Origin of the sequence: Rheinheimera fenheensis, assembly GCF_039871805.1 — a bacterium.
GTDB lineage: Bacteria > Pseudomonadota > Gammaproteobacteria > Enterobacterales > Alteromonadaceae > Alishewanella > Alishewanella fenheensis.
Genome location: NZ_JBDPJM010000006.1, coordinates 44,283 through 60,601 on the forward strand (window position 1 = coordinate 44,283; position 16,319 = coordinate 60,601).

Sequence of the window (16,319 nt, forward strand, 5' to 3'; positions counted from 1 at the left end):
GGCGGCATTCCAACTTAGCGCGGAGTGACTCATTTCTCCATGTGCGTTAAGAAGCCCGGATCAGCGCGGTTTGCTGCGCTTTAATTTGTGAGTGTGACAAGGCTGGCACCGGCAAGGTATTGCCGCTGGCCGTTGCCGGTTTTAGTGAGCGTAGCGGCCGGGTGGGGCCTTTTTTCACTAAACCTTTAAATTGAGGTTCGGCTTTGGCAACGGTTTTACCTAAGCGGGTCGCTATAGCCGCCTGAATGTCGGCAGCAGTATAACCGGCTTTTATTTTCATGCGAAGATAAGGCACGCCGGCAGCGTCCAGCGCGCCGTTAACAAACCAGTCGGGTACCGCTTTATGCCCGTCTTTGCTGCTGTTATTCACCAGGTCCAGTACAGCAATGACACTGAAATCGTTGGGGTCGCACAATACAAAATCCAGGTACTTGGCATTAAGTTTGACTAAGGTACTGGCGCGAGCTTTGTCACTGATGCCGCTCTTAAGCTCCATCAAGTCAGCCAGCTTTACCCGGTTTAAAATTTTATAGTCGGCGCCAACGGCTTTTTCTAACAGCTGCATAAAAGAGCGTTCTACCGGGCTGAATAAGCTGGTTTTTTTCTGCAATGGAAAAGGGTTACCACTGTCAATAAAGCGGCTGGCGACCAGCGCTACCACAACGACTAACAGTAAAATTAACAGCAGGACAAACTCCATGCTTACCTCCGACAGAAAATTGACGAGCTGTCTGAAACAGCCTCACGCTTGGAATGTTTAAGCATAAGCTGTGCCAATGTTTCTTGGTTTTACTCGTGTACTGTATTTATGTAAGAAATGGCAGGCATTGGCTGCATTGATGTATTTTATAATTGAAAAACGCTTATAGTTAGGTATCCCGTTTCCGTCAATACAGGCACAGCCGCTGTGTGTCTTGGCGGGGCGCTAAGCATGATAAGGACACTATTATGACAGCAAGCATTAGCCGTGCCGGCTTAACCATTAACGCATCGTTGAACGGCGAATACGACAGCATTTTAACCGAGCAAGCCTGTGCCTTGCTGGTAGAGCTGACGCGTGAGTTTAGGCCCAGATTACAGCAGTTACTGGCAGAGCGGCAGGCCACGCAGCAGCGCTACGATAATGGCGCCTTGCCGGATTTTTTGCCACATACTGCAAATATCCGTCAGTCCGACTGGCAGGTCGCACCAATACCGGCCGATTTACAAGACCGGCGGGTAGAAATTACCGGCCCGGTTGACCGAAAGATGATTATTAACGCGCTAAATGCTGACGTAAAAGTGTTTATGGCTGACTTTGAAGACTCACAGGCTCCGAGTTGGTCTGGTGTAATTGAAGGTCAGCTTAATCTGCGCGATGCTAACCTTGGCACCATTAGTCACACAGATGCGCAAAGCGGCAAGCACTATGCGTTAAAGGATAACCCCGCGCTGTTGATTGCCCGGGTACGTGGCCTGCATTTGTGGGAAAAGCACCTGCTGGTCGACGGCGAGCAAATTCCTGGTGGCCTGATGGATTTTGCGCTGTATTTTCTGCACAACTACCAAACCCGTTTAGCCAAGGGTACCGGTGTGTATTACTACGTGCCTAAGCTGCAAAGCCATTTAGAGGCCAAATGGTGGGACGATGTGTTTCGCTATACCGAGCAGAAATTCTCTCAGCCAATTGGCACTGTACGCGCCACTGTGCTGATTGAAACCCTGCCTGCTGTATTTGAGATGGACGAAATCCTCTACATGCTGCGCGATCATATCGTCGCACTTAACTGTGGTCGTTGGGATTATATTTTTAGTTATATCAAAACGTTAAATAATCACCCGGACCGTGTGCTGCCAGACCGGCAGGTGGTTACCATGAAACAACCCTTTTTAAATGCCTATTCGCGCTTACTGATTAAAACCTGTCATAAGCGTGGTGCGCTGGCGATGGGCGGTATGGCGGCCTTTATTCCGGCTAAAGACCCCGAGCAAAATGCCGCAATTCTGGCCAAAGTAACGGCAGATAAAGAACTTGAAGCCAGTAATGGCCATGATGGTACCTGGGTGGCGCACCCGGGGCTGGCAGCAACAGCCAATGCAGTGTTTGACAAATATCTGGCGGGCGGCAAGAAAAACCAGTTAGATGTGAGTCGCAGCGAAGATGCCGAGATCACTGCAGCCCAGCTGCTCGAGCCTTGTGATGGCGAGCGTACTGAAGAGGGGATGCGCACCAACATTCGCGTAGCACTGCAATACATTGCTGCCTGGATCAGCGGTAAAGGCTGCGTACCAATTTACGGTCTTATGGAGGACGCTGCCACAGCCGAGATATCCCGTACTTCGATTTGGCAATGGATTAAACATGGGAAAAGCTTGTCAAATGGCAAGCTGATTACCAAAACGTTATTTGCTTCGATGTTAGAAGAAGAGGCAAAAGTGGTGCGGGCAGAGGTAGGTGAAACGCTGTGGGCAGAGCAAAATTTTGCCAGGGCGCAAACTTTACTGCTTGATATCACGACTTCTGATCAGCTGGTAGATTTCCTGACCCTGCCAGCCTATCAGTTACTTGATTAACCTGAGTAAACCAAGCCAAAGGCGCTGACTTGCTGACAGCGCCTTTTTTATGGCTATTTGTTAGTTCAATTCATCTGCAGTTTCAACAATCAGCCGGCGAAACCAAATATGGCTGGCGTCCTGGTGCAGCAACGGGCTCCAGATCATTTTCAGTTCAATCGAGGGGATAGCAAACGGCGGGTCCATAATGGCCATGCTGCTATCGTTTTCGTACAACTTAGCGGCGCGGCTGGGCAGGGTAGCAATTAAATCTATGCCGACGGCTAAATGCATGGCCACATGATAGTTACGGGTAAACACGGAGATATGGCGCTGTTTGCCCAGTTTGGCCAGCGCTTCGTCTACCCAGCCCAGTTTCTGCACGTCTTTTGGGTCCATGCCGACGCCGACACCAAAACCGGTTTTACTGACCCAGATATGCTGCGCCTTTAAGTAGCTGTCCAGGTTGAAGTTTTTTAGTACCGGGTTTTGCGCATTAATCAGGCAGGAAAAGCTGTCGCGCCAGACGGTTTTTTGGTGAAACGATTGCGGCAGCTGATCAAAACGGTTTATCGCCATATCAACTTTGCCGTTTTCTACGTCGTGAAAGGTCACATCGGACGGTGTCATAATGTCCAGGCTGGTATGCGGCGCCAGCACGCGCATTTTTTTCAGCAGCGCCGGTATCAGGGTCGAGGCGGCATAATCGCTGGCCATGATACGAAACACGCGCTGACTGTTTAGCGGTTCAAAGTCTTTATTCGGTTGCAGCGTTTCTTCCAGCGTTAATAACACACCACGCACCACAGGAGCCAGCTCCCGGGCGCGCTCAGTCGGTACCATACCATCAGAAGTACGCACTAAAATCGGGTCATTCAGTAAATCGCGCAACCGCTTTAAACCGTTGCTCATCGCTGGCTGGGTAATATTTAACTGGTTGGCGGCGCGGGTGACGTTTTTCTCCCGCAGCAGTACATCCAGGTACACCAGCAGGTTTAAATCCATCTTGTTAATATTCATCGTTTAAATAACCCAAGCCTTAATCATCACTGACCTGAATCATAGCATTAGCGCTTGGGCCAGCGTCAAGCCAACTTTAGTATTAATCATATGAATGGTCAGCATCACAAAAATCACCTTTATGAATTATTAAAATGAAACCTATAGTGTAAGGCAACAGGTCAGCATTCAGCCTGGGAACAGTCAGCGTCCGGCAAGCCGGGCAACAAGCAACAAGAGGATACTGCTATGTCAGCTTACCAAGATGCCATTCAACACCTTACCCAGTTACGCCAGCAACAGGGCGATGCCTGGGCCGCAATAAACCCTGAGTCAGCTGCGCGGATGAAGCTGCAAAACCGCTTTAATACCGGGTTAGATATTGCCAAATACACTGCCAAACTAATGCGTGCTGATATGGCCGCCTATGATGCTGATAGCAGCCAGTACACGCAGTCATTGGGCTGCTGGCATGGTTTTGTTGGCCAGCAAAAGCTGATTGCTATTAAAAAACATTTCGGCACTACTAAGCGCAAGTACCTGTATTTGTCCGGTTGGATGATAGCAGCGCTACGCTCTGAGTTTGGCCCGTTGCCGGATCAGTCAATGCACGAAAAAACTGCCGTTCCAGCACTGATTGAAGAGCTGTATACCTTTTTAAAGCAAGCCGATGCCCGTGAATTGGGCGGCTTATTCCGCGAGTTGGATGCCGCCAACGCAGCCGGCGATAAGGCTAAAGCCGCTGCCGTACAAAGCAAAATTGATAATTTTGAAACTCACGTCGTACCGATTATTGCTGATATTGATGCCGGCTTTGGTAACGAAGAAGCCACCTATTTATTAGCAAAGAAAATGATTGAGGCGGGTGCCTGCGCTATTCAGATCGAAAACCAGGTATCGGATGAGAAGCAGTGCGGCCACCAGGATGGTAAGGTGACGGTACCACACGCAGACTTCCTGGCAAAAATCAACGCTGTGCGTTACGCCTTTTTAGAGCTGGGCGTGGATGATGGCATTATTGTAGCTCGTACCGATTCATTGGGCGCCGGTTTAACCAAGCAAATTGCGGTTACCAAAACGCCAGGCGATCTGGGGGATAAGTACAACAGTTTCCTGGATGGTGATTATATCAGCAGTGCTGATGATATTGCCAACGGCGATGTGGTCGTAAAAGCTAATGATAAACTGTTAAAGCCAAAACGTTTAGCCAGTGGATTATTTCAGTTTAAACAAGGCAGTGGTATCGACCGGGTAGTGCTGGATTGCATTACCTCACTGCAGCACGGTGCCGATTTACTGTGGATTGAAACCGAAAAGCCGCACATTGGCCAGATCAAAGAAATGGTTGACCGCATTCGTGAAGTGGTACCCAATGCGAAACTTGTGTACAACAACAGCCCGAGTTTTAACTGGACACTGAATTTCCGTCAGCAGGTGTTTGACGCCTGGAAAGCCGCCGGTAAAGATGTGTCAGCTTATGACCGTGCGCAGTTGATGAGTGCCGACTATGATGCAACAGAGCTGGCAAAAGAAGCCGATAACCGCATTCGCACCTTCCAGGCCGATGCGGCGCGTGAAGCTGGTATCTTCCACCACCTGATTACGTTGCCGACTTACCATACTGCGGCATTGTCGACGGATAACCTGGCCAAAGAGTACTTTGGTGCAGCCGGTATGCTGGGCTATGTTGAAGGTGTGCAGCGCAAAGAGATCCGCCAGGGCATTGCCTGTGTGAAGCACCAGAATATGTCTGGTTCGGATATTGGTGATGATCACAAAGAGTATTTCTCTGGTGAAGCGGCACTAAAAGCCGGTGGCGCGCACAACACCATGAACCAGTTCTAACTCCTTACGCTACGTGGTCAGGTAACTGACAGTTGGGCAGCCTCGGCTGCCCTTTTTTATTGCTAACTGTTGCAGTCTAAAATTTGTGCTATACCAATAGAGCGTTAACTTTCCGATGTAGCCAAGATGCACTACCGCTTTGAAAGCTTAGAAATTGATAGTGATGCGCTGCTGCTGCGCGTTGACAGTATTGAGTTAAAGGTTGAGGCGCGCTGTGTTGAGTTACTTGTACTGCTTATAGAGGCCTGGCCCGGTTATTGTGAATCAACTGAACTGTTGCAACAATTGTGGCCCAGAACCATAGTGACTCATTGGTCTTTATCCCGCCTGGTATCAGATTGCCGAAAGGGGTTAAAAAAAGCTGGTTATCCAATACCTTGTATTCAGACGATACACGGCAAAGGCTACCGCTTAGCGCCTGAGCTTGCCCTTCGCCGTTTGACCACTACGCAAGAGGCGTTTTTACCTCAGTCTGATCGGGTATTGAGTCAGCAGCGCCAACGGCAGCGTTGGTTATTGCCGGTTATTCCGTTGGCAGCAGCCTTTATCAGTGCGTTTTGGTGGTTCCCGCTAGAATATCGTGCTGATGACATTCCCCCCCTGCAAATCGGTGAAGCAGCGGATAGCGGGGCCCGCGTATTATGGGTAGATGATAACCCGCAAAACAACCTGCAAGAGCTGGCTTACCTTAAGCAGCATCAGGTGGCGGTGTATAGTGTTACCAATAGCAATGATGCTTTGACACTGCTGTCGCTGTATCACTATGACGCGGTGATTTCTGATATGGGCAGAGCTGATGACCCGCTGGCCGGTTTACGTTTGTTGCAAATGATGCGAGAGCAGGGGAATAATACGGCGTTTTATCTATACACTGTTATATCATCAGCCGCCAAGGTTGAGCTGTTGAAACAATATGGGGCCCAAGGTGTTGCCACGGAGCCAGAACAGCTATATCAGTATATCTTAGCCAATCCATTCTAAGTAAGCGCAGCGATCTTGTCTAAATACTTGTTTTTAAATGATTCACAAAATTTCAAATAGTTTAATGGGCACAATTATACCGTTCCTTAACGGCTAGCCTATATTTTGGATAGCCGTTTCAATGTTTTGCTGCGGTTATATGCTACTGAAGGTAATGTCATAAGGAATCCAGTTATGAGTAATAGAAGTCAAAGGCTGATAGTGGTGATGCTGTCTGCGATCATGCTGTCTGGTTGTTGGTTAGATGATGATGATGAAGCGTTAGCTGACGCAGGGTCTGCGTTGAGTATAAAAGAACGTCGCAGCCAGACTTTGTCGGGCGCATCGGGTAGTGGTGAAGGCGCTGTTTCGGTGGCGTGGAGCCAAATTTCCGGCCCTGAAATGACCATAAGCGGTGCTGATACGCTGACGCCAGAGATTACCGCACCGTCTGTCGATGCCGATGCTACAGCTGTGTTGCGGCTTACTGTGACAGACAGTAAAGGGCAGGTGGCGACGGATGATTTAACGGTGAGTATCGTTAACAACACACTACCAGTATTAACGGCTCAACCTGATCCCGTAGCTGAGAAAACAGAAGTTGAATTAACGGCGGCGCTGAGTGATGACGGTGACATTACGACGATCAGCTGGCTGCAAACAGCGGGGCCTGAAGTAGTGCTGAGTGGTGATGATACTGATACGGTAGTATTTACCTCTCCAGAGGTGACTGAAGCGACCACACTCAGCTTTATGCTAACGGTTACCGACGATGATGATGAAACAGCAGAGCTGGAGCTTACTGTTGAGGTAGAGCCCAATCTGGTAGCCTTTACATTGGCCGGCTCGGTAAGTGGTGCAGATTTTAGCGGTGGTACGGCGGTGCTCAGTGGTGCCTATGAAGAGGTCAGTACTGAGGTAGATGATAACGGAGCTTTTAGCTTTGATTTACAACTTGATGATGATCTGATTGACAGTGTAGTGGCGGTGACGGTCAACAGTCAGACGAGTAGTCGTTTAGCATACAGCTCGGTATACTCAGGATTTACGGCGCCAGAAGTTGTTGCTACTGCGTCTGTAAAATCGCAAACAAAAGATACTAAGGTCAATGCAGCATCAGATGGCAGCAATACAGTATCGGTAAATGCCGTATCTACAGCACTGTACTCTTTATTGGTATCTGCGAATGGTGGTGCTGTGCCTACTAATATTGAACAATTGGTATTTGTAGAGAAATCAGTCGACCCGCAAGAGCTGATTGAAGCCGCTGCCATTGTAAAAATCTTCACTGAAAATCCTGATCTTGCTTTACCAGAGGGGGTAACAGACTTAACCGCTTTGCTGATTGACGTTGATGCTTATAATTCAGTAGTCGAGCAAATTAATAACGACTCGCCTGAGTTAATTAATAACACGATTGCTGCAATAGCTGATGATCCTGTCTTAACACCTCCAGTTGCCGCTGAAAGCATACCTACACTATATTTCCAAATTTCAAGAGCTGCACCGGGTTTTGTTGCGCGTTCTGGTCAACGTTGGCAGTTTGGTACTGATGGATCTGGCAGCCGTACCACTGAAAGTGGCGCCTTTGCTTATGATTGGGCTCTAGTAGATGGCAAAATAACGGTCAATTATACTGATGAGTTCGCCAGCAGCAGTTTTAGAACACCTTTCGCTGGACTTGCTGGCTTAACACAACAGCAAGTGGATGCCTTGTTCAATGATGGTATTGGGCAGGTGCAAATTATCTCAACCACAACTAGCTCTCAGTTACAGCGTATCACTACGGGACAAGCTATCGACACATTCCGTATTGTCAGCGAAGTTGTGGATACAATGCCGCCCGTTAATACCAATCAGGGCGTTATTACTGCGCCAGGTAGTACGTTCACTAGTGAAGCCAGTATTATAATGCGCAAGATAGTCAACAGCGCGGCAACGCCATTCTCGGATGCAATGATGCCAGGTACTTGGGCAATGAATTCATACCTTACCAAGTCACTAAGTTTTGGTGAAATCAGTAATTTCTACTTGGATCCATTGCAATTTGCCGCTGATGGCACTGGTGTTGGTTTAGACACAGGTCGGGTTTTTAGCTGGAGTATTACTGATGGACAACTGGCTATAGATTTTGCCGACGGAACTGGCTTGATCAAACAGATTCTGGACCAGGTTGATGATGATTTCTCCGTGTTTACTATAGCGACCAATAGTGAAGGCCTGGTTGTTGGCTCTGACGCTGATTACGGTTTCAAAGTTGACCCAACAGCATCATTTACAGCAACCAATATGGTGAACCCTGAGGGGAGTTACTGGCAAACCACCATTAACCAATGGACGTTCAGTAACTGGGTTGATGGCCGCCTGGTGTATTGTGCCGATAATGCTATTGAAGGCAGCGGCTGCGCTTTTAATGCCAACAATTATTTTGGCTGGCAAATTAACGCAGATAATACCGGTTTACGTGCCTTTGGCAGTACAGGCTTACCACCAGAACTGGTATTTACACCTAATCTTGCTGCAGATACGCTGGATGTGACGTTGACGGAAGATGCGACTGTCAGTATGCAATACAATAATTGTGGCTTTGATCAGGCGCAAAATTGTCAGATCAGGGAATGGCAATTGCTTAAGATCAAACAAGGCTTATTAGGACGTAAAATCTACGTTATTGAAGAAAACTTCTTCAGGCCAACGCAAGAGTCCGGTTTCCTGTTATCTATAGGCACGCGGATGAATATGTACGAAGAAATTCCTTATGATTACTGGAATGACAGCGTACAAAGCGTATCAACTGCCACGGCAACTAAACAGAAGCAGCGCAAAGTGTTATACCCTGAACGCTCGGGAGCGATAGCACGATAAGGGAAAAATAGGGCAGCTGCGGCTGCCCTTTTACTGCAATCTAATTAATAACGCTGCTTAACGTAACTGACCACATCCTGATACTTTTCCTGCATCAGGCGAATATGTTCGTTAATCACCGGCCAATCGCTTTCTTCGGCGGCTTTCTCTAGTTTTAACGCTTGCTCGGCTAAGCTCAAGGCGCCAATGCTCTTGGCGACCGCTTTAAACTGATGTGCTACAGAGCGTACACCACTGCGCTCTTGTGCATTGACATGCTGATCCAGGGTTTGTAGCAAGTCAGCGGCGTGTTTAACAAAGTAATTCAAATGCTCTTCATGCTTGGCCGGATCATTACCAAGGAAATTGGCGATGGTGGTAAAGCAAATCGGCGAATTATGCTGGCCGTTATCGCCAGCAGCGGTTAGCGCCTGCTTTTGCATAGTAGGGTGCGGTAGCCAGCGCGACAGCATGCTTTGCAGTGTGGCAAGCTCAATAGGTTTAGTGATATAGCCATCCATGCCAATGCTTAAGCATTTTTGCTCTTCGCCTTTAAGTGCATTCGCGGTCACGGCAATAATACGGGTAAACTCGGCCCCCTCACTAATATGCAAGCTTTCTTTACGAATGGCACTGGCCAAGTCGTAGCCGCTCATATTAGGCATATGCAAATCGGTCAGCAGCAGTGGGTAGTGGTAGCGACGCCATTTCTCCAGCGCTATAGCGCCATCGTCAGCCACTTCCACCGCATAGCCCAGTGCATTAAGCTGGTCGACTATTACACGTTGGTTCATCAGGTTATCTTCTGCCAGCAGCACCAGACGCCGCTCTTTACGGGCTTGCTCTATCGACGGTGCTGCGGCTACCGCCACTTTTTCACCCGCGTAGATGGGTTTAGCTTTGCGTTTAGCGGCAATGAGCACGGCATCGTACAGGTGGCTGCGGCAAATCGGTGAGCTATGCAGGTAATACACCCTGTCAGTACTGCGCTCGGCAAGCTCTACCTGATTGGTGATCACGACAAACTGTACCTGGATCATGCTATCCAGTTGCTGTAGCTGGTCAATCTGGTTAGCTGAGATTTGCTCGTATGTCGCGTCCAGTACCCACACTGCAGCATGCTTCGGTGGCAACGGCCGCATCTGTTGGGCGCGTTGCAGCAGACTATCAAACAGGATTTCGGTCTCGAGCTCAGCACCGGCATGGCTAAAATATGCCTGCAAGTGCACTTGATTGTGCTCATCGCTGCTAAACAGACACAGATGAATATCCCGTAGCAGTTCTTTATCCAGGTAATGAATTTCATCTGAGCGGCGCATCGGAATACGCACGGTAAACTCTGTGCCTTTGTCTACCTGGCTGCTGACATTGATATCGCCATACATCAATGTGGTTAAACGCTGACAGATCGATAACCCCAAGCCGGTGCCGCCAAACTTACGGGTAATAGAGCCCTCAGCCTGGTTAAACGGTTGAAAAACGTAGCTTATCTGGCGCTGCGTCATGCCTTTACCGTTATCGATAATACTGAACTGGATTTGGCTGAAATCCATGTTTTCTTCCAGTAGCTCGGCTTTAATGATCACCAAACCGGTTTTTTCCGGTGTCGTCTGGGTGAACTTGATCGCATTTCCGGCCAGGTTATACAGTATTTGCCGCAGCCTTACCGGGTCGCCTACCAAGCCATCTGGGATCCGCGGGTCGATAAACAGCTTCAGGTCAATTTGCCGCTGATGAGCGACCGATACCAAAATACGGCCTACCGCCTCAATGATCTCAACCAGCGATAACGGTATTGTCTCCAGCTCTAACTTGCCGGCTTCTATTTTTGAGAAATCGAGAATATCGTCCAAAATGCGCAGTAATGAAAAAGAGGACTCGCGCACGGTGTCGGTCATTCTAAATTGCGAGGTGGATAGCTGGGTTTTTCGCAGTAAATCGATAGTGCCGATAATACCGTTCATCGGTGTACGAATTTCATGGCTCATCGTTGCCAGAAAGGTCGATTTGGCTTCGTTGGCTTTTTCGGCGGTGAGCTTGGCAGTTTCCAGTGCATCAGTACGCTCTTTAATGCGGGTTTCTACTTCCTGCTTTAACGTTTTTATGTTTTGCTCAGACTCTGCCAGGCCCTGCTGTGCTTCATCGATACGACGAAATAACTGGTTTATACAGCTTGCCAGTTCACCGTAGCTGTCTCTGGCGTGGCTGTCCAGACTGGCGTTAAATTGCGCTTTTTCCAATGCCTGCCGAGTACCTTGCAATAAGGGTTTAATGCGACGGCTAAAAAAGCCGGCAATGCCCACGGCAAATAGGCCGCTGAGTACCAGTGCCAATAGCAAGCTGATGCCAAATGCTGCAGCATAAGGCCACCAGGGTTTAACCTGTAACTGCTGTACGTAAACCAGCAGTGCTGCTGGCTCGCCAGGCACACTAATAACCTGATGTACAACAAGATGCCTGTCTTGCTGCGTACCCTGCGCCTGCCACGAAGGTTGTGGCACAAAACCCTGCACATTGTTGGTATTAGCAATCAGCTCAGTGTTGCCATCGGCGGTTTGCCGGTACAGATACAGCGCACGGCTGGCATCGCCATTGCGGGTTTGCAATAACACCTGTTCGGCTGCGCTAATATCCTTACTTTGCAATAAAGGCGTGAGCACGCGCGACACCAGCCGGCTGTCAGCTGTTAACCTGTCCAGTTGCGCAGTGCTCAAGCCGGGCTCTGGTTGATTAAGTAAGGTAAACATGGCGGCCTGTGCTACCAGCGCAATGACTGATAACAGCGTCAGGGGTTTAAAAATGGCTTTACTGAAAGAAGTTTTTTCCATGCGCTATCCAATTCGTGGCTGCGTTTCACTGCAGTCGCTGTGTTTTGTCGGCTATTTTAACAACTTTTCGCAATTAACATAGCGGCGTATTTTCTACTTACGTTTGACGGTTATTTCGCCGTTTATTTGGTTAAATGCCACTTTTGCTCAACTAATAAGCTAACGCACCGGCGCGACTAAAATATCTATTGACTTAATAAGCCAAAATCCGTTTAATACGACCCGCGTTGCCCAGATAGCTCAGTCGGTAGAGCAGCGGATTGAAAATCCGCGTGTCGGTGGTTCGATTCCGCCTCTGGGCACCATGATTTCGGTGCTAAGTTGTTGTAACTTATCAGACTTCAACAACTTTTTCCACGTTGTCGCAGCCGCTTTAGCTCAGTTGGTAGAGCAACTGACTTGTAATCAGTAGGTCATCCGTTCGACTCGGATAAGCGGCACCATTTAGCGTCACCCAGTTTTGCCCAGATAGCTCAGTCGGTAGAGCAGCGGATTGAAAATCCGCGTGTCGGTGGTTCGATTCCGCCTCTGGGCACCATAATAGCAAGGCCCGTCTGATGACGGGCCTTTTGCTTTTGGGCTAACAGGTTTCAGACCAACAGCCAAGAAAAGCTGCCAGGCAGAAATAGGCAAATCCTCGCTTCTTTGTTAAGCTCAGACCCGCTATAACAACAAGAATCCGAGGTCCTCTGCGATGAAACATCTGTTAAGTATTGTTGCTGTGTCTTTGCTGGCCGCTTGTGGCGGTGCACCAGAAACAGACAGTAACGACCAGGCGAATAACACCACCACTATGACACAAGAAAAGAAAGCTGCCATCAGCTACCCACAAACGGCAAAGGGTGAGGTAGTTGACACTTACTTCGGCCAACAGGTTGCCGACCCTTACCGCTGGCTGGAAGATGACCGCAGCAGTGAAACTGAAGCTTGGGTAAAAGCGCAAAACCAGGTGACCTTTGATTATCTGGCGCAAATTCCTTACCGCGGTGTTATTCGCGATAAGCTGCAGCAATCATGGAACTTCGAGCGGGTTGGTGCGCCTTTCAAAGAAGGTAAATACCAGTATTTTTACCGTAACGACGGTCTGCAAAACCAGTTTGTGCTTTACCGGTTAAAAGACGATGGCAGCAGTGAAGTGTTTTTAGACCCCAATACCTTCAGCCCGGATGGCACCACCTCGATGGCTGACATCAGCTTTTCCCGCGATGGCAGCCTGGCCGCGTATGCCATATCTGAAGGTGGCAGTGACTGGCGTAAAGTGATTGTTATTGACGTGGAAACCAAGCAGCAAATTGGCGATACACTGGTCGATATCAAATTCAGTGGTATTAGCTGGGTGGGTAATGACGGTTTCTTCTACTCCAGCTACGACAAGCCTGATGGCAGTGAGCTCTCTGCCATGACAGATCAGCATAAACTGTATTACCACAAGCTGGGCACACCACAATCGGCCGATCAGGTGGTGTTTGGTGCCGCTGAAAATGAAAAACACCGCTATGTTGGCGCAACGGTAACCGATGATGATCGCTATTTAGTCGTTTCGGCGGCGGTGTCTACGTCAGGCAACAAACTGTTTGTAAAAGACTTAACTAAAGCCGACAGCAGTTTCGTGACTGTGGTAGACGATACCAGTTCTGATGTCGATTTACTTGATGCGGTAGGCGATAAATTGCTGTTTATTACCAACCGCGATGCGCCTAACCGTAAAGTGGTGGTGGCTGATGCGGCCAAACCACAGCCAGAGCACTGGCAAACTTTGATTGGCGAAACTGAACATGTGCTGCGTGCCAGCACAGCAGCAGGTGCGATTTTCGCTAACTATATTGTTGATGCGGTAGCCCAGGTAAAGCAGTTTGATTACGGCGGCAAACTGGTACGTAACATAAGCTTACCAGGCGTGGGCAGTGTTGGTGGCTTTAGCGGCAAGAAAGATGACAGCGAAGTGTATTACAGCTTTGCTAATTACACTACGCCAAGCAGTATCTACAAATTTGCGCCGCAAACCGGTGAGTCAAGCCTGTTTAATCAGCCGAAAACCCAGTTTGATCCGGCTAATTACACCTCTGAGCAGGTGTTTTACACCTCAAAAGACGGTACCCGGGTGCCGATGATCATCAGCTACCGCAAAGATGTAAAACGAAATGGCGCAAACCCGACCATTTTGTATGGCTATGGTGGTTTTAATATTAGCCTGACACCGTCGTTTAGCGTAGCTAATGCCGTGTGGATGGACTTAGGTGGTGTCTATGCGGTTGCCAATATTCGTGGCGGCGGCGAATACGGTAAAGCCTGGCACGCTGCCGGTACCCAGCTGAATAAACAAAACGTGTTTGACGACTTTATTGCTGCCGCTGAATATTTACAAAAAGAAGGCTACACCAGCAAAGACAAGTTGGCGCTGCGTGGTGGCTCTAACGGTGGCTTGTTGGTAGGCGCAGTGATGACACAGCGACCAGACTTGTTTAAAGTGGCCATTCCGGCGGTAGGTGTACTGGATATGTTGCGTTACCACACCTTCACGGCAGGCGCAGGCTGGGCCTATGACTATGGTACCAGTGAGCAAAGCCCGGAAATGTTTAATTACTTACTGGGTTATTCACCGGTACATAACGTGAAGCCGGGCGTCACTTATCCGGCCACCATGATTACCACTGCCGATCATGATGACAGGGTAGTACCGGCGCACTCGTTTAAGTTTGCTGCTGAGCTGCAAGCCAAAGACAGCGGCGTGAACCCGCAGCTGATCCGTATTGATGTTAAAGCTGGCCACGGCGCAGGTATGCCGGTATCGATGCAAATTGATCAGGCTGCCGATGTGTTTAGCTTTGCGCTATACAACATGGGTTATACTCAGCTGCCTTAAGCGCTGTCTTACACTAAGAGTGTAACCCTGCTAATACACCCGCCAACTGGCGGGTGTATTGTTTCTGTCAGGGCAGTTGTAAAGTCATCGCCTTCGTTTTACACTGCGTGCCCTTTTTTAAAATGTTGCCGCCGGTTGCGGTGGTGTTGTACCAGTCGTTATGCTGGTCACAAACAAAGAATTCCAGTGCAGGAGCAGGACTATGGCAAAAAAAGCGGTGATCCTGGTATTAGACAGTTTTGGTATTGGTTATGCACCTGATGCCGCCAGGTTTGGTGATGTCGGCGCTAACACCTTTGGCAGTATTGCCAAAGCTTTTAAAGCGGCCAAAGGCCGTCAGTTAGCGCTCCCTAACCTGGCACGCTTGGGCTTGGTAAAAGCCGCTAAAGCTGCAGCACAAGGTGTTGCAGCCGACGTGCAGGATGCCCAGCAGATTGTCGGCGCCTACGGTTATGCCCGTGAGCTCAGTAGCGGCAAAGATACGCCCAGCGGCCACTGGGAAATTGCCGGTGTGCCGGTGTTGTTTGACTGGGGCTACTTTCACGATAAAACCGACAGCTTTCCGTCGGCACTCATTGACGAGCTGTGCCGTCGCACCGGTGTGCCGGGGATTTTAGGCAATTGCCACGCCTCGGGTACCGATATTCTGGTGAAGCTGGGCGATGAGCACATTAAAACAGGCAAACCTATTTGCTACACCTCGGCTGACAGCGTGTTTCAGGTGGCGGCGCATGAGCAGCACTTTGGCCTTGAGAAACTGCTGCAGTTTTGTCAGGTGGCACGAGAGCTGTTAGACGATTACAACATCGGCCGTGTTATCGCCCGGCCTTTTATTGGTGATAGCGCTCAAACCTATGCCCGTACCGGCAACCGCCGTGATTACTCGGTATTACCGCCAGCACCTACCTTGCTGGACAAGCTGACAGCAGCAGGAGGTAGTGTCATCAGCATCGGCAAAATTGCCGATATTTATGCGCACCAGGGTATCAGCGAAAGCCTTAAAGCCACTGGCCTTACCGCCCTGGTCGATAGCACGCTGGCTCAAATGGCGAAGCAGAGCGATAACAGTCTGATCTTTACCAACCTGGTCGATTTTGATCAGAACTTTGGCCATCGCCGTGACCCGATAGGTTATGGTGAAGCGCTGGAATACTTTGACAGCCGTTTAGTTGAGCTGATGGCGGCGTGCGACCAGGATACCTTGTTACTGCTCACGGCCGACCATGGCTGTGACCCAACCTGGCAAGGTACCGAGCATACGCGGGAATATATTCCGGTGCTGGCATACAAACCTGGCATGCATGCAACCGACTTGGGCGAGCGGATGAGTTTTGCCGATATTGGCCAGACCTTAGCCGACTATTTTGCGCTGGATGCGATGGCCTATGGCGACTCGTTTATGGCGCAGCTTAACTAACCGTATATTTATTAATCAGCAGCCTATTTAT

Annotated in this window: 9 protein-coding genes and 3 tRNA genes; 9 read left to right on the forward strand and 3 right to left on the reverse strand. The window is 49.2% G+C overall.

Features of this window, described 5'->3' with window-relative positions; genetic code table 11:
• Window positions 1–46: 46 nt before the first annotated feature.
• Window positions 47–700 (reverse strand): DUF2726 domain-containing protein, encoded by a 654-nt coding sequence (locus ABGI61_RS10485; protein ID WP_347600805.1) that lies wholly within the window; start codon window positions 698–700, stop codon window positions 47–49.
• Between the two features lie 248 nt (window positions 701–948).
• On the opposite strand from ABGI61_RS10485, the gene aceB reads away from it, so the two are divergent.
• Complete coding sequence (gene aceB, locus ABGI61_RS10490; protein WP_347600807.1) at window positions 949–2,553, forward strand: malate synthase A; 1,605 nt, start codon at window positions 949–951, stop codon at window positions 2,551–2,553.
• A 60-nt stretch (window positions 2,554–2,613) separates the two neighbouring features.
• Here aceB and ABGI61_RS10495 read toward each other — a convergent pair whose 3' ends face one another.
• Entirely contained in the window at window positions 2,614–3,552 is a 939-nt protein-coding gene (locus ABGI61_RS10495; RefSeq protein WP_347600809.1) for a LysR family transcriptional regulator, read from the reverse strand.
• A gap of 228 nt (window positions 3,553–3,780) precedes the next feature.
• On the opposite strand from ABGI61_RS10495, the gene ABGI61_RS10500 reads away from it, so the two are divergent.
• The 3 genes from ABGI61_RS10500 to ABGI61_RS10510 all read left to right on the forward strand — a co-directional run bounded on the left by ABGI61_RS10500 (window position 3,781) and on the right by ABGI61_RS10510 (window position 9,201).
• Window positions 3,781–5,376 (forward strand): isocitrate lyase, encoded by a 1,596-nt coding sequence (locus ABGI61_RS10500; protein ID WP_347600811.1) that lies wholly within the window; start codon window positions 3,781–3,783, stop codon window positions 5,374–5,376.
• A 126-nt stretch (window positions 5,377–5,502) separates the two neighbouring features.
• Window positions 5,503–6,357: a response regulator gene (locus ABGI61_RS10505; RefSeq protein WP_347600813.1), complete on the forward strand. Its 855-nt coding sequence runs from the start codon at window positions 5,503–5,505 to the stop codon at window positions 6,355–6,357.
• Window positions 6,358–6,462: 105 nt separating this feature from the next.
• Entirely contained in the window at window positions 6,463–9,201 is a 2,739-nt protein-coding gene (locus ABGI61_RS10510; protein ID WP_347600815.1) for a PKD domain-containing protein, read from the forward strand.
• Between the two features lie 44 nt (window positions 9,202–9,245).
• On the opposite strand, the gene ABGI61_RS10515 is transcribed toward ABGI61_RS10510, so the two are convergent.
• Entirely contained in the window at window positions 9,246–12,008 is a 2,763-nt protein-coding gene (locus ABGI61_RS10515) for a hybrid sensor histidine kinase/response regulator (protein WP_347600817.1), read from the reverse strand.
• 229 nt (window positions 12,009–12,237) lie between these two features.
• Between ABGI61_RS10515 and ABGI61_RS10520 the strand changes: the two genes are divergently transcribed.
• The 5 genes from ABGI61_RS10520 to ABGI61_RS10540 all read left to right on the forward strand — a co-directional run bounded on the left by ABGI61_RS10520 (window position 12,238) and on the right by ABGI61_RS10540 (window position 16,288).
• Window positions 12,238–12,313, forward strand: a tRNA-Phe gene (locus ABGI61_RS10520).
• Between the two features lie 62 nt (window positions 12,314–12,375).
• A tRNA-Thr gene (locus ABGI61_RS10525) sits at window positions 12,376–12,451 on the forward strand.
• Between the two features lie 19 nt (window positions 12,452–12,470).
• Window positions 12,471–12,546 (forward strand) — tRNA-Phe (locus ABGI61_RS10530).
• A 156-nt stretch (window positions 12,547–12,702) separates the two neighbouring features.
• Entirely contained in the window at window positions 12,703–14,871 is a 2,169-nt protein-coding gene (locus ABGI61_RS10535; protein WP_347600819.1) for a prolyl oligopeptidase family serine peptidase, read from the forward strand.
• A 202-nt stretch (window positions 14,872–15,073) separates the two neighbouring features.
• A complete protein-coding gene (locus tag ABGI61_RS10540; RefSeq protein ID WP_347600821.1) occupies window positions 15,074–16,288 on the forward strand; it encodes a phosphopentomutase in 1,215 nt (404 codons plus the stop codon).
• Window positions 16,289–16,319 lie beyond the last annotated feature (31 nt).

Bases quoted from the DNA above. Each gene is read 5' to 3' on its own strand.
- ABGI61_RS10485 (WP_347600805.1), bottom strand. From the start codon at position 700: ATGGAGTTTGTCCTGCTGTTAATTTTACTGTTAGTCGTTGTGGTAGCG.
- aceB (WP_347600807.1), top strand. From the start codon at position 949: ATGACAGCAAGCATTAGCCGTGCCGGCTTAACCATTAACGCATCGTTG.
- ABGI61_RS10495 (WP_347600809.1), bottom strand. From the start codon at position 3,552: ATGAATATTAACAAGATGGATTTAAACCTGCTGGTGTACCTGGATGTA.
- ABGI61_RS10500 (WP_347600811.1), top strand. From the start codon at position 3,781: ATGTCAGCTTACCAAGATGCCATTCAACACCTTACCCAGTTACGCCAG.
- ABGI61_RS10505 (WP_347600813.1), top strand. From the start codon at position 5,503: ATGCACTACCGCTTTGAAAGCTTAGAAATTGATAGTGATGCGCTGCTG.
- ABGI61_RS10515 (WP_347600817.1), bottom strand. From the start codon at position 12,008: ATGGAAAAAACTTCTTTCAGTAAAGCCATTTTTAAACCCCTGACGCTG.
- ABGI61_RS10535 (WP_347600819.1), top strand. From the start codon at position 12,703: ATGAAACATCTGTTAAGTATTGTTGCTGTGTCTTTGCTGGCCGCTTGT.
- ABGI61_RS10540 (WP_347600821.1), top strand. From the start codon at position 15,074: ATGGCAAAAAAAGCGGTGATCCTGGTATTAGACAGTTTTGGTATTGGT.